Source organism: Pedococcus sp. 2YAF34, assembly GCF_052114585.1.
Lineage (GTDB): Bacteria > Actinomycetota > Actinomycetes > Actinomycetales > Dermatophilaceae > Pedococcus.
This window is the reverse complement of the sequence record NZ_JBFRFA010000014.1, coordinates 46,608-67,633: the sequence shown is the minus strand read 5'-3', so window position 1 is coordinate 67,633 and position 21,026 is coordinate 46,608. Positions and strand designations below refer to the sequence as shown.

Annotated in this window: 17 protein-coding genes and 1 pseudogene; 1 reads left to right on the top strand and 17 read right to left on the bottom strand. The window is 70.6% G+C overall.

The features are described from left to right. Positions 1–46 precede the first annotated feature (46 nt). The 17 genes and pseudogenes from AB4Z02_RS09870 to AB4Z02_RS09790 all read right to left on the bottom strand — a co-directional run bounded on the left by AB4Z02_RS09870 (position 47) and on the right by AB4Z02_RS09790 (position 19,664). A complete protein-coding gene (locus tag AB4Z02_RS09870; RefSeq protein ID WP_441970654.1) occupies positions 47–1,048 on the bottom strand; it encodes a polyprenyl synthetase family protein in 1,002 nt (333 codons plus the stop codon). A 14-nt stretch (positions 1,049–1,062) separates the two neighbouring features. After that, complete coding sequence (gene nuoN, locus AB4Z02_RS09865; protein WP_441970652.1) at positions 1,063–2,661, bottom strand: NADH-quinone oxidoreductase subunit NuoN; 1,599 nt, start codon at positions 2,659–2,661, stop codon at positions 1,063–1,065. Continuing rightward, positions 2,661–4,187 (bottom strand): NADH-quinone oxidoreductase subunit M, encoded by a 1,527-nt coding sequence (locus tag AB4Z02_RS09860; protein WP_056882243.1) that lies wholly within the window; start codon positions 4,185–4,187, stop codon positions 2,661–2,663. Before AB4Z02_RS09860 ends, nuoN begins: the two co-directional genes overlap by 1 nt. After that, entirely contained in the window at positions 4,187–6,124 is a 1,938-nt protein-coding gene (gene nuoL / locus AB4Z02_RS09855; RefSeq protein WP_441970650.1) for an NADH-quinone oxidoreductase subunit L, read from the bottom strand. The genes AB4Z02_RS09860 and nuoL overlap by 1 nt, the downstream gene beginning before the upstream one ends. Positions 6,125–6,138: 14 nt before the next feature. Continuing rightward, positions 6,139–6,438, bottom strand: coding sequence for an NADH-quinone oxidoreductase subunit NuoK (nuoK, locus tag AB4Z02_RS09850; protein ID WP_056882160.1), 300 nt, complete (start codon positions 6,436–6,438; stop codon positions 6,139–6,141). Then, positions 6,435–7,205 carry an NADH-quinone oxidoreductase subunit J gene (locus tag AB4Z02_RS09845; protein WP_056882159.1) on the bottom strand — a complete coding sequence of 257 codons (771 nt, stop codon included), beginning with the start codon at positions 7,203–7,205 and terminating at the stop codon, positions 6,435–6,437. The genes nuoK and AB4Z02_RS09845 overlap by 4 nt, the downstream gene beginning before the upstream one ends. Further along, positions 7,202–7,897, bottom strand: a complete 696-nt coding sequence (gene nuoI, locus AB4Z02_RS09840) for an NADH-quinone oxidoreductase subunit NuoI (protein ID WP_056882158.1) — start codon at positions 7,895–7,897, stop codon at positions 7,202–7,204. The genes AB4Z02_RS09845 and nuoI overlap by 4 nt, the downstream gene beginning before the upstream one ends. Then, complete coding sequence (gene nuoH, locus AB4Z02_RS09835) at positions 7,890–9,242, bottom strand: NADH-quinone oxidoreductase subunit NuoH (protein WP_056882242.1); 1,353 nt, start codon at positions 9,240–9,242, stop codon at positions 7,890–7,892. The genes nuoI and nuoH overlap by 8 nt, the downstream gene beginning before the upstream one ends. A 56-nt stretch (positions 9,243–9,298) precedes the next feature. Next, positions 9,299–11,824 carry an NADH-quinone oxidoreductase subunit G gene (locus tag AB4Z02_RS09830; RefSeq protein WP_441970647.1) on the bottom strand — a complete coding sequence of 842 codons (2,526 nt, stop codon included), beginning with the start codon at positions 11,822–11,824 and terminating at the stop codon, positions 9,299–9,301. Beyond that, positions 11,821–13,134, bottom strand: a complete 1,314-nt coding sequence (gene nuoF / locus AB4Z02_RS09825) for an NADH-quinone oxidoreductase subunit NuoF (RefSeq protein WP_441970646.1) — start codon at positions 13,132–13,134, stop codon at positions 11,821–11,823. The genes AB4Z02_RS09830 and nuoF overlap by 4 nt, the downstream gene beginning before the upstream one ends. 5 nt (positions 13,135–13,139) lie before the next feature. After that, complete coding sequence (gene nuoE / locus AB4Z02_RS09820) at positions 13,140–13,985, bottom strand: NADH-quinone oxidoreductase subunit NuoE (RefSeq protein ID WP_056882156.1); 846 nt, start codon at positions 13,983–13,985, stop codon at positions 13,140–13,142. Further along, a complete protein-coding gene (locus tag AB4Z02_RS09815; protein ID WP_441970643.1) occupies positions 13,985–15,376 on the bottom strand; it encodes an NADH-quinone oxidoreductase subunit D in 1,392 nt (463 codons plus the stop codon). The genes nuoE and AB4Z02_RS09815 overlap by 1 nt, the downstream gene beginning before the upstream one ends. Then, on the bottom strand, positions 15,376–16,095 hold the full coding sequence (locus AB4Z02_RS09810) for an NADH-quinone oxidoreductase subunit C (protein WP_441970679.1): 720 nt from the start codon (positions 16,093–16,095) through the stop codon (positions 15,376–15,378). Before AB4Z02_RS09810 ends, AB4Z02_RS09815 begins: the two co-directional genes overlap by 1 nt. A 311-nt stretch (positions 16,096–16,406) precedes the next feature. Further along, positions 16,407–16,958, bottom strand: a pseudogene (locus AB4Z02_RS09805) (NuoB/complex I 20 kDa subunit family protein); the annotation flags it as partial. Between the two features lie 20 nt (positions 16,959–16,978). Continuing rightward, positions 16,979–17,341, bottom strand: coding sequence for an NADH-quinone oxidoreductase subunit A (locus AB4Z02_RS09800; RefSeq protein ID WP_056882154.1), 363 nt, complete (start codon positions 17,339–17,341; stop codon positions 16,979–16,981). A 160-nt stretch (positions 17,342–17,501) separates the two neighbouring features. Next, positions 17,502–18,836 (bottom strand): geranylgeranyl reductase family protein, encoded by a 1,335-nt coding sequence (locus tag AB4Z02_RS09795; protein WP_441970641.1) that lies wholly within the window; start codon positions 18,834–18,836, stop codon positions 17,502–17,504. 87 nt (positions 18,837–18,923) lie between these two features. Then, complete coding sequence (locus AB4Z02_RS09790) at positions 18,924–19,664, bottom strand: demethylmenaquinone methyltransferase (protein WP_441970639.1); 741 nt, start codon at positions 19,662–19,664, stop codon at positions 18,924–18,926. 67 nt (positions 19,665–19,731) lie between these two features. Between AB4Z02_RS09790 and AB4Z02_RS09785 the strand changes: the two genes are divergently transcribed. After that, a complete protein-coding gene (locus tag AB4Z02_RS09785) occupies positions 19,732–21,024 on the top strand; it encodes an isochorismate synthase (protein WP_441970638.1) in 1,293 nt (430 codons plus the stop codon). Positions 21,025–21,026: the final 2 nt, after the last annotated feature.

Below are 21,026 nucleotides of genomic sequence, written 5' to 3'. Positions count from 1 at the left end.
CTCGTTCGCCCGACCGGACCGGGCCAGGAGGGCGACCGCGCGGCGTTCAGCCGACGCGGGTGACGACGCTGCTCGCCAGCGCGACCAGTGCGGTCCGCGCCTCGCTGTCTGGCAGCGAGTCCAGGGCGGCGACGGCCTCCTCGGCGACGGCGTTGGTCTGCTCCTGGGCGAGGTCCATCGCCGGGTGCACCCGCAGCAGCTCGAGCGCCTCCGCGAGGGACCGCTCGTCGCGCAGGTCGGAGCGCAGGAGCTCCTGCAGCCGGGCGTCGGCCGGGTCGGTGGAGGCCAGCGCGAACAGCACGGGCAGCGTGCGCTTGCCCTCGCGCAGGTCGGTGCCGGGGGTCTTGCCGGTGTCCTCGGAGGCGGACGCGATGTCGATGAGGTCGTCGGCGAGCTGGAACGCCATGCCCAGCCGCTCGCCGTACTCGCGCAGGGTCTCCACGGTCACGGGGTCGCAGCCGGCGAACATCGCGCCGTAGCGCGCCGAGGTGGCGATGAGGACGCCGGTCTTGTCGGCCAGCACCTGAAGGTAGTAGTCGACCGGGTCGACGCCCTCGGGCGCCGGGCGTGCGTCGCGGATCTGGCCCGAGCACAGCCGCACGAACGTCTGCGCCTGGATCTTCACGGCCTCCGGGCCCAGGTCGGCGATGATCGACGAGGCGGTGCCGAACAGCAGGTCGCCCACGAGGATCGCCGTCGAGTTGTCGTAGAGGGCGTTGGCGCTGGGCGCCCCTCGCCGCACGAGCGCCTCGTCCATGACGTCGTCGTGGTAGAGCGAGGCCAGGTGCGTGAGCTCGACGCCGGTGGCCGCAGCCACCACCTCGGGGTTGACGCCGGAGCCCACCTCCGACGCGAGCAGGGTGAGCAGCGGCCGGAACCGCTTGCCGCCCGCCTCGGCGAGGTGGACGTTGGCGCCGGCGATGAACGGGTCGTCGTGGTCGACCTCGCGCCGCAGCAGCGCGTCGACCTCGGCCAGCCCGTCCTGGAGCCTGCCGGCCAGCTCCTCGGAGGTGGCCGGCAGCGCCAGGACCGGCGGGGTGGGGCTCATCTGCGCAGCCCTGCTCACTTCAGCAGGAACTGCGAGGACCGCTCGGCCAGGTCGAGCACCTGCGTCGGCAGCACGCCGAGGACAAGGGTGACGAGGGTGCCGACCGTGATCGCGATCGTCGTGTAGGCCGATGCGGTCTCGGCGACCACGGCCTCACCGGCGGGGGCCTCGGTGAAGTACATGAGCACGATGAGGCGCACGTAGACGAAGGCCGTGATGACGCTGCAGAGCACACCGATGACGACCAGCGCGACACCGGAGGTGCCGCCGAAGGCGACCGCCGGGGAGAACGCCGCGAACTTGGCGGTGAAGCCGGACGTCAGCGGGATGCCCGCGAAGGCCAGCAGCAGGAACGCGAAGACGCCCGCGACCACGGGGTGGTTGCGGCCGAGGCCGGCCCACTGCGACAGGTGCGAGGCCTCGGAGCCGCCCTGGCGCACCATCGAGACGATGGCGAAACCGGCGATGGTCATGAAGCCGTAGGCGACGAGGTAGAACAGCGTGCCCGAGACACCCGTGCGGTCGAAGGACAGCACGGCCACGAGGATGAAGCCCGCGTGGGCGATCGAGGAGTAGGCCAGCAGCCGCTTGACGTCGGTCTGGGTGACCGACAGGACGGCGCCGACGACCATGGTCAGGGCGGCGACGGCGATGATGCCTCCGCGCCAGTCCCAGCGGTTGGCCTCGATGCCGACGTAGACGATGCGCAGGATCGCGCCGAACGCGGCGACCTTGGTGCAGGCAGCCATGAACCCGGTGACCGGGGTCGGGGCGCCCTGGTAGACGTCAGGGGTCCAGGAGTGGAACGGCACGGCGCCGACCTTGAACAGCAGGCCCACCATGACGAACACGACGCCCGGCAGCAGCAGGCCTTCGAGGTTGGCCGAGGCACCCGAGACCGCCGTGGCGATGTCGGCGATGTTGAGCGAGCCGGCGTAGCCGTACATGAGCGCGGCACCGAAGAGGAAGAACGCGGAGCTGAAGGCACCGAGCAGGAAGTACTTGAGGGACGCCTCCTGCGACAGCAGGCGGCGTCGGCGGGCCAGGCCGCACATGAGGTAGAGCGGCAGCGAGAGGACCTCGAGCGCGACGAACATGGTCAGCAGGTCACCGGCGGCCGGGAAGAGCATCATGCCGACCACGGCGAACAGCGTGAGCGGGAAGACCTCGCTGGTGGCGAGGCCGGCGCGCAGGGCGGCCGCCTCGTGCGCCGAGCCGGGGACCGCGGCACCCATCGGGGTGAACGCGTCGGAGCCCTGGCCGCCGAACTTCTCGGCCATGGTGAGGACACCGAGCACCGACATGAGCAGGATCGCGCCCTGCAGGAACAGCGACGGCCCGTCGATGATCACGGCCTGGGCGAGCGTGCCGCCCCGGTTGGTCGCCTTGGTCGACACGGTGACGAGGACGACGAAGGCGGCGACCAGGGTCACCAGGGCCAGCGCCACCTGGGTGGTGTGCCGCACCCGCCGCGGCGCGAACGCCTCGACGAGGACGCCGACGAGCGCACCGGCGACGACGATGAGCATCGGGGCGATGGCGCCGTAGGAGACGTCGGCGGCCTTGAAGGCAGCCGGCACCATGGGCGCGGCCAGGACAGTCACGGCGGGCATTACTTCGTGCTCCCGTCAGCGGAGGTCGGGGTGGGGTCGGAGACTCCGACGTACTGCAGGGTCTTCGACACGGCCGGGTTGAGCATGTCCAGCGCGGGCTTCGGGTAGAAGCCGAGGACCACGAACGCCGCGATGAGCGGGGCGACGACGATCTTCTCGCGCAGGCTGATGTCGCGGACCGGGCCCTCGAGCTCCGGCTTGGGACCGGTCATCATCCGCTTGTACATGAGCAGGATGTAGAGGGCGGCCAGGACGATGCCCGCCGTCGCGACGACCGCCGCGAACTTGTAGCGCTGGAACGTCCCGACGAGCACGAGGAACTCCGAGACGAACGAGCTCAGCCCCGGGAGCGCCAGGCCCGACAGACCGGCCACGAGGAACACGCCGGCGAGGCCGGGCGTGACGCGCTGCCAGCCACCGAAGTCGGGGATGCGCTTGCTGCCGCGCCGGGCCACGAGCATCGCGCCGACGAGGAACAGCGCCGCCGTCGAGAAGCCGTGGTTGAGCATGTAGAGCGTCGAGCCGGCGGCACCGGTCGTGGTGAAGGCGAAGATGCCGAGCACGATGAAGCCGAAGTGGCTGACCGAGGTGTAGGCGATCAGGCGCATGAGGTCGGTCTGCCCGATCGCGAGCAGCGCGCCGTACAGGATCGAGATGACCGCGAGCACGAGCACCACGGGAGTCGCCCAGCGGCTGGCCTCCGGGAAGAGCTGGAGGCAGAAGCGGATCATCCCGAAGGTGCCGACCTTGTCCAGGACGCCGACGAGCAGCACCGCGGTGGCGGGGCGGGCCTCGGTGGAGGCGTCGGGCAGCCAGGTGTGGACCGGCCACATCGGCGCCTTGACCGCGAACGCGAAGAAGAACGCGACGAACATGAGGCGCTCGGGGGTGGTGCCCAGGTGCAGGCCGGTCAGCTTGGAGACGAGGAAGCCGTCGGAGCCGCCGGGGCCGTAGTGGTAGAGCGCCAGGACGCCCACGAGCATGACCAGCCCACCCGCGAGGGAGAACAGCAGGAACTTCACCGCGGCGTACTGCCGGCGCGGGCCGCCGTAGGACCCGATCAGGAAGTAGACCGGGATGAGCATGGCCTCGAAGAAGACGTAGAACAGGAAGACGTCGGTGGCGGCGAACACGCCGACCATGAACGTCTCGAGCGCCAGCATCAGCGCGAAGTAGTTCTTCTCGCGCTTGCCGCCCTCGGGCACGTCGCGCCAGGCGGCGAGGATGCACACCGGCGTGAGGACCAGCGCCATGAGGATCATGACGAGCGCGATGCCGTCGACGCCCACGGCGTAGGAGACGCCGAACTGCGGGATCCACTCGTGCTGCTCGGCGAGCTGGAACTGCGTGCCGGACTTGTTCTCGAACTGCAGCGCAGCCGCGATGCCCATCACGAGCGTCACGACGGAGACACCGAGCGCGATGTGCTTCGCCCGGTCGGTCACCCCTGCCGGGAGGGCGGCCACGACGGCAGCACCGATGAGCGGGATCAACCCGATCACGGTCAGCCAGGGGAAGTTCGTCATCACTGGATCACCCACAGAGCACCGAGGATCACGACGACGCCGGCAAGCATCGTCAGGGCATAGGAACGCGCGAAGCCGTTCTGGAGGCGACGCAGGCGGCTGGACGTGCCACCGACGAGGGCCGCGAGGCCACCGAAGCCACCGTCGACCCCACGGTTGTCCGCGAACACCAGGGCCCGCGTCAGGTGGAGGCCGGGGCGCATGAACACGCCCTCGTTGACGTCGTCCTGGTAGAGGTCGCGACGCGCCGCCCGGGTGGCCAGCGAGCCCGTCGGCTGCGCCACCGGCACCGAGTCGCGCCAGTAGCGCATCCAGGCCAGGGCGATGCCGCCGATCACGAGCACCAGCGTGAGGATCGTGATGACCGGCACGGACAGCACCGGGTGCTCCTCACCGTGGGAGCCGGTGATCGGCTCCAGCCAGTGGGTGAAGGTGCCACCGATGGACAGGACCAGGCCGAGCAGGGCCGACCCGACGGCCAGCACCATCATCGGCACGGTCATCGTCAGGGGCGACTCGTGCGGGTGCACGTCGTCGGTCCAGCGCTTCTTGCCGTGGAAGGTCATGAAGAACAGGCGCGACATGTAGAAGGCGGTGATGCCGGCGCCGATGAGCGCGGTGAGCCCGAAGACCCACGGGCGCCAGCCCTCGCCGATGAACGCGGCCTCGATGATCTTGTCCTTGGACCAGAAGCCCGAGAACGGCGGGACGCCGAGGATCGCGAGCCAGCCGAGCCCGAAGGTCACCCAGGTGATCTTCATGGCGCCCGACAGGCCACCGAACCGGCGCATGTCGACCTGGTCGTTCATGCCGTGCATGACCGAGCCGGCGCCGAGGAACATGCCGGCCTTGAAGAAGCCGTGGGTCAGCAGGTGGAAGATCGCGAACGCCGCACCGACCGGGCCGAGGCCGGCGGCGAGCATCATGTAGCCGATCTGGCTCATCGTGGAGGCGGCCAGCGCCTTCTTGATGTCGTCCTTGGCGCAGCCGACGACGGCACCGAAGAGCAGCGTGATCGCGCCGACGATGACGACGACAAGCTGCGCGTTGGGGGCGCCGTGGAAGATGAAGCCGCTGCGGACCACGAGGTAGACACCGGCGGTGACCATGGTCGCCGCGTGGATGAGCGCGGACACCGGGGTCGGGCCGGCCATGGCGTCGCCGAGCCAGCTCTGGAGCGGGAACTGCGCCGACTTGCCGCAGGCGCCGAGCAGGAGCATGAGGCCGATGGCCGTGAGGACACCCTCCCCCGCACCGCCCTGGGCAGCCTGCTGGACACCGGCGAAGGAGACCGTCCCGAACGCGGCGAACATGATCATGATCGCGACGGACAGCCCGAAGTCACCGACGCGGTTGACCACGAACGCCTTGTTGGCGGCGGTGGCGTACGCGGGGTTGTGGTTCCAGAACCCGATGAGCAGGTAGGACGCCAGGCCCACGCCCTCCCAGCCGACGTAGAGCAGCAGGTAGGAGTCGGCGAGCACCAGCAGGAGCATCGCGGCGACGAAGAGGTTGAGGTAGGCGAAGAAGCGGCGCTTGTCCGGGTCGTGCTCCATGTAGCCCAGGGAGTAGACGTGGATCAGCGAGCCGACGAACGTCACCAGCAGCACGAACGTCACCGAGAGCTGGTCGACGAGCATGCCGGCGTCGACGTTGAACGACCCGGCCGGCACCCAGCTGAACAGGTGCAGCGACGCGGCCCGGGCCCCCGGGTCGCGGCCGACCATCGAGATCCAGATGATCGCGCCGACGACGAACGCCGCCCACGACATCGCGGTGGCGAACAGCGGCCCCCACTTGTCGGTGGCGCGTCCCCCGAGGAGGAGCACGGCGGCACCGAGCATGGGCAGCGCGACGAGCAGCCACGCGTAGGCCGTGATGCCGGTGGCCGCGGTGGCGGCACCGTCGGCGGCGGCGAGAGTTGCGAGGGAAGTCACCTTCGAGGCCCCTTCTACAGCTTCAGGAGGTTGGCGTCGTCGACCGAGGCCGACCGGCGGGCACGGAAGATGGCCATGATGATCGCGAGGCCGACGACCACCTCGGCGGCGGCGACCACCATGACGAACAGGGCGATCACCTGGCCGTCGAGGTTGCCGTTCATCCGCGCGAAGGTCACGAACATGAGGTTGGTGGCGTTGAGCATCAGCTCGACACCCATGAACACGATGATGGCGTTGCGCCGCATGAGGACGGTCGCGCCACCGATCGCGAACAGCAGGGTCGCGAGGTAGATGTAGTTGACGAGGTTCACCGCTGTGAGCCCTCCTCGATCTCGTGCTCGATGTCGTGCTCGGACTCGATGTGGCGGACGGGGGCGACGACCTGCTCGCGGGCGGTGAGCACTCGCGACACCGACAGCTCGCTGGGGGTGCCGTCGGGCAGCAGGGCCGGGGTGTCGACGGCGTTGCTGCGCGCGTAGACACCGGGGGCCGGCAGGCCGGCGACGTTGCGGTTGTCGCGGATGCGCCGCTCGGACCACAGCCGCTGGCTCGGCTTGGCGCCGATGCGCTCACGGTGCGCCAGGACCATCGCGCCGAGGGCGGCGGTGATCAGCAGGGCCGAGGTGATCTCGAAGACCCAGACGTACTTGCCGAAGATCAGCTCGGCGACGCCGGTGACGTTGCCGGTGCTGTCGTTGACCCCGGACAGCCCCTTCATCGGCGCGAACCGGACCCGGCCGACCGCGGTGAAGACCAGGGCGGCGAGCCCGAGGGCCAGCAGGACCGAGGCCCACTTCTGTCCCTTGAGCGTCTCCACGAGGGAGTCGGAGGAGTCGACGCCGACGAGCATCAGGACGAACAGGAACAGCATCATCACGGCGCCGGTGTAGACGAAGATCTGGATGATGCCCAGGAAGTCCGCCTCCTGCGCGATGTAGAAGACGCCGAGGTTGATCATGACCAGGGCCATGCCGAGGGCCGCGTGCACGGCCTTCTTGGCGAAGATGAGGCCGAGCGCCCCGAGGACGCTGATGGGTGCCAGGACCCAGAACATGATCTGCTCACCGAGGCCGGTCATCGGCGCACCGCCTCTCCACTGCTCTCACGGGTGGCCTGCCGGGTGGTCACGGTGTCGACGCCCTCGACGGGGTCGCCGCTCGGGGCCAGCCCGTCCTGGGGCTGGGCGTCGCGCTCGGCCACCCAGGCCTCCTGCTCGGGCGTCGCGCGGGCGACCTTGCCCTGGTAGTAGTCGCGCTCCTCCATGCCGTCCACCATCGGGTGGGGCGCGGGCAGCATGCCCTCGGCCAGCGGCGCGAGGAGCTGCTCCTTGGTGAAGATGAGGTCGCCGCGGTTGTCGTCGGCGAGCTCGTAGAAGTTGGTCATCGTCAGCGCGCGGGTCGGGCACGCCTCGATGCACAGGCCGCAGAAGATGCAGCGCAGGTAGTTGATCTGGTAGACGCGGCCGTAGCGCTCGCCGGGCGAGAACCGCCCGAGGCCGCCGTCGGTGTCGTCGTTCTGCGCGCCCTCGACGAGGATCGCGTCGGCCGGGCAGGCCCACGCGCACAGCTCGCAGCCGACGCACTTCTCGAGGCCGTCGGGGTGCCGGTTGAGCTGGTGGCGCCCATGGAACCGCGGCTGGGTGGGCCGCTTCTCCTCCGGGTACTCCTCCGTCTCGAGCTTGCGGAACATCGTGGCGAAGGTGACCCCGAAGCCACCCACCGGGGCGAAGAGGTCGGCGAGGAACCCGCCCTTCTTCTGCTCGTCAGCCACGGGTGGCCTCCTTCTCGGGTGCGCGTTCGCTGCGGTCGCTGAGGGCCATGCTCGGCTCCTTGAGTCGCTGTCCGGGCAGTGGCGGCACGGGGTAGCCACCCGCGAACGGGTCGACCTCCTCCGGCGCCGGGGCGTTGCGGACGGCCTCGCGCTCGATCTTCTTGTTGTCCCACAGCCAGACCGCGAGCAGCGCGGCGAGCGAGACGATGACGACGAAGATGATGCTGAACAGCGGGAACCGGCGGTTGCCCAGGGTCAGGGCCGCGTCACCGAAGTAGCCGAGCTGGCTGCCGCGGATGAAGGCGACGACCACGACCCAGGCCAGGGTGACGGGGATGAGGAACTTCCAGCCGAACCGCATGAACTGGTCGTAGCGGACACGGGGCAGCGAGCCGCGCAGCCACACGAAGAAGAACATGAACAGCCAGAGCTTGATGACGAACCAGAGCAGGCCCCACCAGCCGTGGTTGAACATGCCGTCGTTGATGGCGGCGATGCCGGGAGGTGCCTGCCAGCCACCGAGAAACATCGTCGTGGCCAGCGCCGAGACGGTGAACATGTTGACGTACTCGCCGAGGAAGAACATCGCGAACTTCAGCGAGGAGTACTCGGTGTGGAAGCCGCCGGTGAGCTCGCCCTCGCCCTCGGCGAGGTCGAACGGCAGCCGGTTGGTCTCGCCGACCATGGTGATGACGTAGACGAAGAAGCTGAAGAACGCCGGGATGATGTACCAGAGGTCCTTCTGCGAGGCGACGATCTGCGAGGTCGACATCGAGCCGGAGTAGAGGAAGACCGCGACGAGCGACAGACCCATGGCGATCTCGTAGGAGATGACCTGGGCGGTCGAGCGCAGGCCACCGAGCAGCGGGTAGGTCGAGCCCGACGACCAGCCGGCCAGCACGATGCCGTAGACGCCGACGCCCGCGACCGCGAGGACCAGCAGCACCGCGACGGGGATGTCGGTGAGCTGCAGCGGGGTGCGGTGGCCGAACATCGAGACCGTCGGCCCGAGCGGGATGATCGCGAACGACACGAACGCCATGGCACCCGCGATGGCCGGCGCCAGCGCGAAGACGACCTTGTCGGCGTTCTTGGGGGTCAGGTCCTCCTTGAGCGCCAGCTTCACGCCGTCGGCCAGCGTCTGCAGCAGGCCGAACGGGCCGGTGCGGTTGGGGCCGGGACGCTGCTGCATCCGCCCGATCACGCGGCGCTCGAACCAGATGACGATCAGCGTGTTGACGAGCAGGAAGACGAAGACCAGCAGCGCCTTGACCAGGTGCAGCCACCACGGGGTGTCGCTGAAGTCGACGCGGGGGTTGTCGGCGAAGGGCACGTTCGCGGCCAGCCCGGCCGTGAGGTGCGGTAGGCCGGTGACGGCCTGCGCGGCGTACGTCACGGTGCTCACTGGGTGACCTCTCGTTCCACGGTGGTGGCAGCGGTGGCGGCCTTCGCCAGGGTCACGAGGGCCCCGGCGCCGGCGCCCAGCGTGGCACGGACGGCGCTGCCCTCGGAGTTGGTGGGCAGCCAGACGACGTGGTCGACCATGTCCTCGACGACCTCCACCGGCACGATGACCGCGCCGGCGCCGGTGGCGACCCGCACGAGGTCGCCGTCGGTGAGGCCGAAGCCCTCCGCGGTAGCGGCCGACACCCGGGCGCGGGCCTCCTTGGCGGTGCCCGCCAGGAACGGCTCGCCGTCCTGCAGGGACCCGCGGTCGAGCAGGTGGTGCCAGGTCGCCAGGACGGCCTGGCCGTCACCGGCGGTCGGCACCGGGCCGACCTCGACGGCCGGCGCGGCGGGGCGCTCGCCCTGCCACGGCCCGAGCGCCTGCATCTCGGAGCGGACCTCGCTGAGGGTGCGCGTGCCGAGGAAGCCGCCCAGCTCGGAGGTGAGCATGTCGAGCACGCGGTAGTCCGACTGGTACTGGGTGTCCAGGGCCGTCGCGAACTGGCGGGTGCGGCCCTCCCAGTCGACGAACGTGCCGCCCTTCTCGGCGTGGGCGGCCACGGGCAGCACCACGTCGGCGACCGCGGTCACCGAGGAGGGACGCAGCTCGAGGGAGACGACGAACGTCTTGGCCAGGGCCTCCTCGGCCTTGGCGTCGGCCAGGTCGGCGGCGTCGACGCCACCGACGACCAGGGCGTTGATCTCCCCCGTCGTCGCGGCGGCGATGATGCCGGCGGTGTCGCGGCCGGGAGCGTCGGGCAGGCCGACGACGTCCCAGGCCTCGGCGACCTGCTGGCGGGCAGCGGGGTCGGAGACCGGTCGGCCGCCGGGCAGCAGGGTCGGGAGGGCGCCGGCCTCGAGCGCACCGCGCTCCGCCGCACGCCGGGGCACCCACGCGAGGCGGGCGCCGGTCGAGGCGGTGAGGGCGACGGCAGCGGACAGGGCACCGGGCACGGTGGCGAGGCGCTCGCCGACGAGGACGACCACGCCCGGCTCCTGCAGCGCCTGGGCCGCCTTGGCCGCGGCACCGTCGCCGGTGACGCCGTCACCGAGCGCGCGCAGCACCTCGGCCTCGGTGCCGGGAGCCGACGGGATGAGCGTGCCGCCGAGCTTGGTGAGCCCGCGGGTGGCGAAGGGCGCGACGGCGTACACGGCGGTCTTGTGCTTGCGGTGCGCCTTGCGCAGCCGCAGGAAGACGATCGGGCTCTCCTCCTCGGGCTCGAACCCGACCAGGACGACGGTCTTGGCGGTCTCGAGCTCGGCGTAGGTCACCGCAGCGCCGTGCGGGCCGGTGCCCACCACGGTGGAGGCGAGGAAGTCGGCCTCCTCCTGCGAGTGCGGACGGGCCCGGAAGTCGACGTCGTTGGTGTCGACGACGGTGCGCGCGAACTTGCCGTAGGCGTAGGCGTCCTCGGCCGACACACGGCCGCCGACGAGCACCCCGACACCCTTGGCGGCACGCAGGCCGGCAGCAGCCGCCTCGAGCGCCTCGGGCCACGACGCGACCTGCAGCTCGCCGAGCTCGTCACGGACCATCGGGAACTGGAAGCGGTCACCGGTGGTGGCGTACTGGAAGGCCCAGCGGCCCTTGTCGCAGTTCCACTCCTCGTTGACGGCCGGGTCGTTGATGGCCATGCGGCGCAGCACCACACCGCGACGGTGGTCGGTGCGGATCGAGCAGCCGGACGCACAGTGTTCGCAGACGCTCGGCGTCGACACGAGGTCGAACGGGCGGCTGCGGAAGCGGTAGGCGGCACCGGTCAGCGCGCCCACCGGGCAGATCTGGACGGTGTTGCCCGAGAAGTAGGACTCGAAGGGCTGCTCCTCGTAGATGCCGACCTGCTGCAGCGCGCCGCGCTCGACCAGCGCGATGAACGGGTCACCGGCGATCTGGTCGGAGAAGCGGGTGCAGCGGGCGCAGAGGACGCAGCGCTCACGGTCGAGCAGCACCTGCGAGGAGATGTTGATCGGCTTGGGGTACGTGCGCTTGACGTCCTCGAACCGGGATACGGCGCGGCCGTTGCTCATCGCCTGGTTCTGCAGGGGGCACTCGCCACCCTTGTCGCAGACCGGGCAGTCGAGCGGGTGGTTGATGAGCAGCATCTCCATCACGCCCTGCTGCGCCTTGTCGGCGACGGGCGAGGTCTGCTGCGTCTTGACCTGCATGCCCTCCGACACCGAGATGGTGCACGACGCCTGCGGCTTGGGCATCGGGCGCAGCGAGCCGTCGGGGCCCGGCGTCGCGACGTCGACGAGGCACTGGCGGCAGGCGCCGACCGGCTCGAGCAGCGGGTGGTCGCAGAACCGCGGGATCTGGACGCCGATCTCCTCGGCGGCACGGATCACCAGCGTGTTCTTCGGCACCGACACGTCGACACCGTCGATGGTCAGCGTGACCAGGTCGACGGCCGGCGGGGTCGAGGCGTCGCCGCCCTTGCTCACGGCGTTGCCGCCCGCACTGGGGCTCGTGGTGACAGTCATGCGGTGGCCTTCTCCTTCGCGAACAGCGACGACTCCCTCGGGTCGAAGGGGCAGCCACCGTTGGTGAGGTGGGCGAGGTACTCCTCGCGGAAGTACTGGATGCTGCTCGTGATCGGGCTGGTCGCGCCGTCGCCGAGGGCGCAGAACGCCCGGCCGAGGATGTTGTCGCAGATGTCGAGGAGCTTCTCGAGGTCCTCCTCGTCGCCCTGCCCGTGCTCGAGCCGGCCGAGGATCTGCTTGAGCCACCAGGTGCCCTCACGGCACGGGGTGCACTTGCCGCAGGACTCGTGCTTGTAGAAGTCGGTCCAGCGGTCGACGGCGCGCACCACGCAGGTGGTCTCGTCGAAGATCTGCAGCGCGCGGGTGCCGAGCATCGAGCCCGCCGCCGCGACCGACTCGAAGTCGAGCGGGACGTCGAGGTGCTCGTCGGTGAAGATCGGCGTCGATGATCCACCCGGGGTCCAGAACTTGAGCTTCTTGTTGGGGTCGCGCATGCCGCCGGCCATGTCGAGCAGCTCGCGCAGCGTGATGCCGAGCGGCGCCTCGTACTGGCCGGGACGCTTGACGTGCCCCGAGAGGCTGAAGATGCCGAAGCCCTGCGACTTCTCGGTGCCCATGCCGGTGAACCAGTCGGCGCCGTGCAGCAGGATCGGCGGGACCGAGGCGATGGACTCGACGTTGTTGACGACGGTCGGGCGCGCGTAGAGGCCCGCGACCGCGGGGAACGGCGGCTTGAGGCGCGGTTGGCCGCGGCGGCCCTCGAGGCTGTCGAGCAGCGCCGTCTCCTCACCGCAGATGTAGGCGCCGGCGCCCGCGTGGACCGTCACGTCGAGGTCGAAGCCGCTGCCCTGGATGTTCTTGCCGAGGTAGCCGGCGGCGTACGCCTCCTCCACCGCGCGCAGCAGGCGGCGGTAGACGTGCACGACCTCGCCGCGCAGGTAGATGAAGGCGTGGTTGCAGCCGATGGCGAACGACGTGATCGCGACGCCCTCGATGAGGAACTGCGGCGCAGCCATCATCAGCGGGATGTCCTTGCACGTGCCCGGCTCGGACTCGTCGGCGTTGACGACGAGGTAGCGGGGGCCGCCGTCCGGCGGGGGCAGGAAGCCCCACTTCATACCGGTCGGGAAGCCTGCGCCACCACGACCGCGCAGGCCGGAGTCCTTGGTCATCTGCACGAGGTCCGCGGGCTTCATGCCGAGCGCCTTCTTCAGCGCCTGGTAGCCCTCGTTCTTCTCGTAGGTCTCCAGCGTCCAGGACTGCGGGTCGTCCCAGAACTTGGTGAGGATCGGGGTGAGCGTGGTGGCCACGGCTGTCACTTCCCCTCGGCGGGCTTGTCGCCCGCCTGCTCGTCGGCGTCGTTGGCGGGTGCGTCGGTGGACGAGCGCAGCCCGGGTGCCAGGTCGTCGGGGTGACCCGCGCCCTGGGCGTCACCCTTGGCGTCGTCGCCCGACGGCGCGGTCCAGTGGTTGTCCTTGGCGACGCGCAGGCCCTCGAGCGAGGAGGGGCCGGCGCCGACGCCCTCGTCGGCGAGGCCGTCGTGGAAGCCGGCGAGGACGCGCGAGACCTGCTTGAAGCTGCAGACGCGCGACGGGCCGCGGGTGGGGGCGACGTCCTTGCCGGAGCGCAGGTCGTCGACGAGCTGCTTGGTCGACTCCGGCGTCTGGTTGTCGAAGAACTCCCAGTTGGCCATGACGACGGGCGCGTAGTCGCACGCGGCGTTGCACTCGACGCGCTCGAGGGTGATCTTGCCGTCGGGAGTCGTCTCGTCGTGGCCGATGCCGAGGTGCTCGGAGACCTCGTCCCAGATCTGGTCGCCGCCCATGATCGCGCAGAGCGTGTTGGTGCAGACGCCGACGGTGTACTCGCCGTTGGGGTGGCGCTTGTACTGCGTGTAGAACGTCGCGACGCCGGAGACCTCGGCGGTGGTCAGGTCGAGGACCTCGGCGCAGAAGTCGATGCCGCGGCCGGTGACGTAGCCGTCGACGCTCTGCACCAGGTGCAGCAGCGGCAGCAGCGCCGAGCGCTTCTGCGGGTAGCGGGCCACGACCTGCTCCGCGTCGGCGTGCAGCTGGGCCAGCACGTCCTCGGCGTAGGGCTCCTTGGACTCGGCCGGCACCGTGAGGTGTCCGGCCGCCGTCTGCAGTCCGTAGTGCTCCATCAGCGGTCCACGCCTCCCATGACGGGGTCGATCGAGGCCACCGCGACGATGACGTCGGCGATCTGGCTGCCTTCGCACATCGCGGCCGTGGCCTGCAGGTTGTTGAACGACGGCTCCCGGAAGTGCACGCGGTAGGGCCGCGTGCCCCCGTCGGACACCGCGTGGCAGCCGAGCTCGCCCTTGGGGCTCTCGACCGCGGCGTACGCCTGGCCCGGCGGGACCCGGAAGCCCTCGGTGACCAGCTTGAAGTGGTGGATGAGCGACTCCATGGAGGTGCCCATGATCTCGCGGATGTGGTCGAGGCTGTTGCCCATGCCGTCGCCGCCGATGGCCAGCTGGGCCGGCCACGCGATCTTCTTGTCCTCGACCATGACCGGGCCGGGCGTCGACGCCAGCCGGTCGATGGCCTGCTCGGCGATCTTCAGCGACTCGTACATCTCGTCGATGCGGATCCGCAGGCGCGAGTAGGCATCGGCCTCGGTGCGGGTGATGACCTCGAAGTCGTAGGTCTCGTAGCCGCAGTAGGGGTCGAGCTTGCGCAGGTCGTGCGGCAGGCCGGTGGAACGCAGGATCGGGCCGGTGATGCCGAGGGCCATGCAGCCGGACAGGTCGAGGTAGCCGACGTCGACGGTGCGGCCCTTGAGGATCGGGTTCTCCACCAGGAGCAGCTCGAGCTCGTGGAGCCCCCTGCGCAGCAACGGGATCGTGTCGCGCACCTTGTCGATGGCGCCCGGCGGCAGGTCCTGCGCGACACCGCCGGGGCGGATGAACGCGTGGTTCATGCGCAGACCCGTGACCATCTCGAGGATCGAGAGGATGCGCTCGCGCTCGCGGAAGCCGACCGTCATGACGGTCGTGGCGCCCATCTCCATGCCACCGGTGGCGAGGGCCACGAGGTGGGAGCCGATGCGGTTGAGCTCCATCATGAGCACGCGGATGACGCTGGCGCGCTCGGGGATCTGGTCGGTGATGCCGAGGAGCTTCTCGACGGAGAGGCAGTAGGCGGCCTCGTTGAACAGCGGCGCGAGGTAGTCCATGCGCGTGCAGAAGGTCACGCCCTGGGTCCAGGTGCGGAACTCCATGTTCTTCTCGATGCCCGTGTGCAGGTAGCCGATGCCCGCGCGGGTCTCGGTCACCGTCTCGCCGTCGATCTCGAGGATCAGGCGGAGCACGCCGTGCGTCGAGGGGTGCTGCGGACCCATGTTGACGACGATGCGCTCCTCGTGGAGGGCTGCGGCCTCGTCGACGAGCTGGTCCCAGTCGCCACCGGTGGAGTTGAAGACGTGCGCGCCCTCGGAGGCGGCCGCGTCGGCGCCGGAGGTCGCGTAGATGTCGGCGGGGCCGGTGCTGTGGGCGCCGGTCGTGCCCGTGGTGCCTGTCGTGGTGCTCATCAGTTGTACGACCTCCGCTGGTCCGGCGGTGGGACCGTCGCGCCCTTGTACTCGACGGGGATGCCGCCGAGGGGGTAGTCCTTGCGCTGGGGGTGGCCCGGCCAGTCGTCGGGCATGAGGATGCGGGTCAGGGCCGGGTGGCCGTCGAACTCGATCCCGAACATGTCCCACGTCTCGCGCTCGTGCCAGTCGTTCGCCGGGTAGGTCTCGACGATCGACGGGATGTGCGGGTCGGCGTCGGGTGCGGTGACCTCGACGCGGACCCGGCGTCCGCCGTGGGTGATCGACAGGAAGTGGTAGACGGCGTGGAGCTCGCGGCCCTCCTCCTGCGGGTAGTGCACACCGGAGACGCCGGTGCAGATCTCGAAGCGCAGGGCCGGGTCGTCGCGCAGCACGCGGGCGACGGCGCGCAGGTGCTCGCGGCGCACGAAGAGCGTCATCTCGCCGCGGTCGACGACCACTCGCTCGACGGCCTCGGCATAGGAGGCGGTACCGCCGACGAGGGAGCGCTCGAGCTGGTCGGCGACCTCGTCGAAGAAGCTGCCGTAGGGCCGCACGGCTGCGGCCGGGAACAGGATCGGGCTGACCATCCCGCCGTAGCCGGTGGTGTCACCGGTGTCGCGCGCGCCGAACATGCCGCGGCGCTCACCGACCACGACCGGGTCGGGGGTGGCGCCGGGGGCGGCGGGGAGGCGCTCGCCCGTCTCGCGGTCGGTCACCGACCCGGGCTGGGTACCGGTCGTCGGGCCGGCCACGACGGGAGCGGGGTCCTCGACGGCGTTGCCCTTGTCGGCAGCGGCGTCCGCGGCCTTGTTGCCGAGGACGTCGCTGTTGGCGGTGGCCTGCGTGGGGTCCTTCTCGGCTCCCTCGGCGCCCTGCTTCGCGTCGTGCTGGGGGTCCTTGGCGTCGCTCACGCGGCACCTCCGTGCGCGCTGCGGTCCTGGCCGACGGCCTGGTGGTGCGCCTTGTCGTGGGTGTGGTCGTGGGTGTGGCCGACGCCGGCGATCGGCAGGCTCGTGCCCGCACCTTGGGCCAGCAGGCCGGTCATCTGGTGGGTCGGGGTGGCCGAGAGCGCAGCGGCCTCGGCGGCACGGGCCGCGGCCACGCGGTTGACGCCGAGCTTGCTGCCCTGGATCTGCTCGTGCAGCGTGAGGATCGCGTTGAGCAGCATCTCCGGGCGCGGCGGGCAGCCGGGCAGGTAGACGTCGACCGGGATGATGTGGTCGACGCCCTGCACGATGGCGTAGTTGTTGAACATGCCGCCGGAGCTGGCGCAGACACCCATCGAGATGACCCACTTGGGCTCGGGCATCTGGTCGTAGACCTGGCGCACGACCGGGGCCATCTTCTGGCTCACGCGGCCGGCGACGATCATGAGGTCGGCCTGGCGCGGCGTGGCGGAGAACCGCTCCATGCCGAAGCGCGCGATGTCGTAGTCAGGCGTGCCGACGGCCATCATCTCGATGGCGCAGCAGGCGAGGCCGAACGTGGCGGGCCACACCGAGCTCTTGCGCATGTAGCCGGCGACCTGCTCGACCGTGGTCAGCAGGAAGCCCGCGGGCAGCTTCTCTTCGATTCCCATGGGTATGTCCTAGATCCTCGTCAGTCCCACTCGAGGCCGCCGCGGCGCCACACGTATGCGTAGGCCACGAAGACGGTCAGGATGAACAGCACCATCTCCACGAGCGCGAAGAGGCCGAGCTGGTTGAAGGCCACCGCGAACGGATAGAGGAACACCGACTCGATGTCGAAGACGATGAACAGCATCGCGGTCAGGTAGTACTTGATCGGCACGCGACCGCCCCCGGCAGCCTGGGGCGTCGGCTCGATACCGCACTCGTAGGCGTCGAGCTTGGCGCGGTTGTAGCGCTTGGGGCCGGCGATCGAGGCGGCGAACACCGAGAACACGGCGAAGCCACCACCGATGGCCAGCAGGAAAAGCAGGGGGACGTAGGGGTTGCTCATCGCCGTGCCACTCCCCTTCCGAAGTCGTCGTCGAGGTGATCTGTGAAGCCAGGGCCGGCGCCGGTCCCGATGCACCGGCCGGCCTCCGCGTGGGACGGGCGGACCGGCCGAGACGTGCGCGCCCCAATCCTAGGGGTGGCCTCGGGGATTGCACGACGGGTCATGCGTCGGGCGCCATCTTGGACAGGGCGGTGATGATGCGGTCGCTCGCGTCGCCCCCACGGGGCTCGGCGAGGTTGGCCATGACCTTCAGCAGGAACCTCATCAGGGTCGTCCGCGGAAGGCCGTACTTGGTCGCGAGGCGCATCACCTCGGGGTTGCCGATCATCTTGGCGAAGTAGCGACCCAGCGTGTAGTAGCCACCGAGCGCGTCGGCCATGACGCCGGGGTAGGACTGCAGCACGCGCTCGCGCTGGGCGGAGTCACCCCGGGCGAACGCCTGCGCGATGACCTCGGCAGCGAGGCGGCCGGACTCCATGGCGTAGGCGATGCCCTCGCCGTTGAACGGGTTGACCATGCCGCCGGCGTCACCGACGAGGAGCAGGCCCTTGTCGTAGTGCGGCTGGCGGTTGAAGCCCATGGGGAGCGCGGCGCCGCGGATCGGGCCGACCATGGTCTCGTCGTTGTAGGTCCAGTCCTCGGGCATGGTCGCGACCCAGCGACGCATGACGTCCTTGTAGTCGGTCTTGCCGAAGGCGCTGGAGGTGTTGAGGATGCCGAGCCCGACGTTGGAGGTGCCGTCGCCGACGCCGAAGATCCAGCCGTAGCCGGGCAGCAGCACCTTCTTGCCCTGGTCGTCGGTGGACCACAGCTCGAGCCACGACTCGAGGTAGTCGTCGTCGTGGCGGGGGCTGGTGTAGTAGGTGCGCACGGCCACGCCCATGGGGCGGTCCTCGCGCTTCTCGCGGCCCATCGACAGGCTCAGGCGCGAGGAGTTGCCGTCGGCGGCGACGACCAGCGGTGCGGTGTAGCGCAGCTCGGGACCGGTCGCGCGGCCCTTCTCGTCGCTGGCCTTGGCGGTCACGCCGACGATGGAGCCGCGGGAGTCCAGGATCGGGCCGGTGACGTTGGTGCCCTCACGCAGGCGGGCGCCGTGCTTCACGGCGTGCTTGGCGAGGATGTCGTCGAAGTCCTGCCGCGTGCGGACGAGGCCGTAGGGCGGGAAGCTCGCGAGGTCGGGCCACGGCAGCGACAGGCGCATGCCGCCGCCGATGATCCGCAGGCCGTGGTTCTTGATCCAGCCGTCCTCCTCGGGCGTGGGGATGCCGAGGGTGATGAGCTCCTTGACCGCGCGCGGGGTCAGGCCGTCGCCGCAGACCTTCTCGCGGGGGAACGTGGTCTTCTCCAGGACGAGGACGTCGAGCCCCGCCATGGCCAGGTACGCGGCGGTCGCCGACCCTGCCGGACCCGCGCCGACGACGATGACGTCGGCGGTCTCGGTGGGTGTGCCTGACACAGGACTGCCAGCCGCAGCCTGCTTGATGGTGTCTGTCACGCCTGCCTCACCCGCTTGTGAACGACTTCACGAACTACAGCTGCGGAGTCTATTCCCGCCCTGCACGCCCCTCCTAGTTAGGCAGCCCTAACCCACCTGTCCCTCGCCGTTCACCGCTCGCACCCCGGTGCCGGGTTCGCCGTTCACCGCTCGGTGCAGCGCGACGATGCCGCCGGTCAGGTTGCGCCACGCCACCTGCGACCAGCCGGCCGCCTCGATGGTGGTGGCGAGCTCGCGCTGCGCCGGCCACGCCTGGATCGACTCCGCCAGGTAGACGTAGGACTCGGGGTTGCTGCTCACGCGGCGCGCGATCGGCGGCAGCGAGCGCATGAGGTACTCGGTGTAGACCTTGCGGAACGCGCCGTTGACCGGGTGGCTGAACTCGCAGACCACCAGGCGGCCTCCCGGGCGGGTGACCCGCCGGAACTCCGCGAGCGCCGTCTCCACGGAGGCGACGTTACGCAGGCCGAACGACATGGTGACCGCGTCGAAGCTGGCGTCGGCGAAGGGCAGCCGCATCGCGTCGGCGGCGGTGAACCCGAGGTCGGGGCGACGCTGGTTGCCGACGCGCAGCATCCCGAGCGAGAAGTCGGCCGGCACGACCCGGACCCCGCCGTCGGCGAAGGGCTCGCTGCTCGTGCCGGTGCCGGCCGCGATGTCGAGGACCGTCTCGCCCGGCCGCGCGGCAACGGCCTTGAGCACGGCCCGCCGCCACAGCCGGTCCTGACCGAGGGAGAGGACGTCGTTGGTCAGGTCGTACTTGCCGGCGACGTCGTCGAACATCGCCGCGACGTCCCGGGGGTCCTTCTCGAGGCTGGCGCGCGTCATGGCGTCATCCTCCCATCCGGGGCAGGACCACGACCGGCCGCCCACCGGTCGTAGGCTGACCCCCGACATGAGCACCCTGCCCACGCCCACGGCCGCCTCCCGGCCGCACGGGACGCCCCTGGTCGCCCGTACCGTGGCACTCCCCGACCCGGGCCACCTCCTGCGCCTGCTGCCCGACGTCGCCGACCCGCGGGTGCTCGCGAGCTGGGTACGCCGTGGCGAGGGACTGGTCGGTTGGGGGCGCGCGCTGGAGTTCACCGCCCACGGCCCCGACCGGTTCGCCGAGGCCGAGGCGTGGTGGCGCGACGTCGTGGCGACCGCCGTCGTGCGCGACGAGGTGCGCAGCCCCGGCACCGGTCCCGTCACCTTCGGCTCGGTCGCGTACTCCGCCGGGTCACCCTCCGGCGCAACGCTCGTCGTGCCGGAGGTCGTCGTCGGGCACCGCGACGGCCAGTGGTGGGTGACGACCACCGGCACCGGCGCCGAGCTCCCCTCCCCCGTCGTGCCCCGGCAGTCCGAGCCCGTCGAGCCGCAGGGCATCGCCTTCGCCGACGGCGCCCTGTCGCCGACGCAGTGGGCCGGCGCCGTGGAGCAGGCCGTCGCCCGGATCACCGCCGGCGAGCTCGACAAGGTGGTGCTCGCCCGCGACCTGCGGGTCGAGGCGCAGGAGCCCATCGACTCGCGCTGGCTGCTGCAGCGGCTCGCCGAGCGCTACGACACGACCTGGGTCTTCGCCGTCGACGGCCTCGTCGGCGCGACGCCGGAGATGCTCGTGCGGCTCGAGAAGGGCCTGGTCACCTCACGCGTGCTCGCGGGCACCATCCGGCGCACCGGTGACGACGCCCACGACCTCGCCCTCGCGGGATCGCTGGCCCGGTCGAGCAAGGACCTCGAGGAGCACGAGTACGCCGTGCGCTCGGTCGCCGACGCCCTGCGCCCGCACTGCTCCTCGGTCAACGTGCCCGAGTCGCCGTTCGTGCTGCACCTGTCCAACGTCATGCACCTGGCCACCGACGTCGCCGGCGTCCTCGCCGACGGTGCCACGTCGCTGACCCTGGCCGCGTCGTTGCACCCGTCGGCCGCCGTGTGCGGCACGCCGGCCACTGCGGCCGACGCGCTCATCTCCGAGCTGGAGCACATGGACCGCGGCCGCTACGCAGGACCGGTCGGCTGGATGGACTCCTCGGGCGACGGCGAGTGGGGGATCGCGTTGCGTTGCGGCGCCTTCGAGCCCGACGACGCGGCGGCGATGCGGCTGTTCGCGGGCTGCGGCATCGTCGCCGGCTCCGACCCCGACTCCGAGGTGGCCGAGTCCGACGCCAAGCTCGTGCCCATGCGCGACGCCCTCACGGCAGGCTGACC